General features: G+C 62.8%; 1 protein-coding gene. It reads right to left on the bottom strand.

The genetic code is table 11. The features are described 5' to 3' along the window. A partial coding sequence (locus QIW53_RS27190) for an electron transfer flavoprotein subunit alpha/FixB family protein (RefSeq protein ID WP_371052680.1) occupies positions 1 to 661 on the bottom strand: 661 nt, incomplete at both ends.

Raw genomic sequence — 661 nt, 5'->3', positions numbered from 1 at the left:
GGGATGGCTTCGAACAGGTCTGCCACCAGGCCGTAATCGGCCACCTGGAAGATCGGCGCTTCTTCGTCCTTGTTGATCGCAACGATCACCTTGGAGTCTTTCATGCCGGCCAGGTGCTGGATCGCGCCGGAGATACCGACCGCGATGTACAGCTGTGGAGCAACGATCTTGCCGGTCTGACCGACCTGCATATCGTTGGGCACGAAACCTGCGTCGACAGCGGCGCGCGAAGCACCAACCGCCGCGCCCAGCTTGTCGGCCAGGGCGTACAGGTGCTTGAAGTTGTCGCCGTTCTGCATGCCACGGCCGCCGGAAACGACGATCTTGGCAGCGGTCAGTTCAGGGCGGTCCGATTTCGCCAGCTCTTCGCCGACGAAGCTGGAGATGCCAGTGTCGTGGGCAGCGGCAACGGCTTCAACCGAAGCAGACCCGCCTTCAGCGGCAACCGGGTCGAAACCGGTGGCACGCACGGTGATCACTTTCACAGCAGCGCTCGATTGCACGGTAGCGATGGCGTTACCGGCGTAGATCGGGCGCTGGAAGGTGTCAGCGCTTTCGACCGAGATGATCTCGGAGATCTGGTCGACGTCCAGCGCAGCGGCAACGCGCGGCAGGATGTTTTTGCCGTTGGAGGTGGCGGCAGCCAGGATGTGGCTGTAGC

It is taken from the genome of Pseudomonas fluorescens, from assembly GCF_041354075.1.
GTDB classification, from domain to species: Bacteria; Pseudomonadota; Gammaproteobacteria; order Pseudomonadales; family Pseudomonadaceae; genus Aquipseudomonas; species Aquipseudomonas fluorescens_CE.
This window is presented reverse-complemented; position numbering and strand designations above follow the sequence as displayed.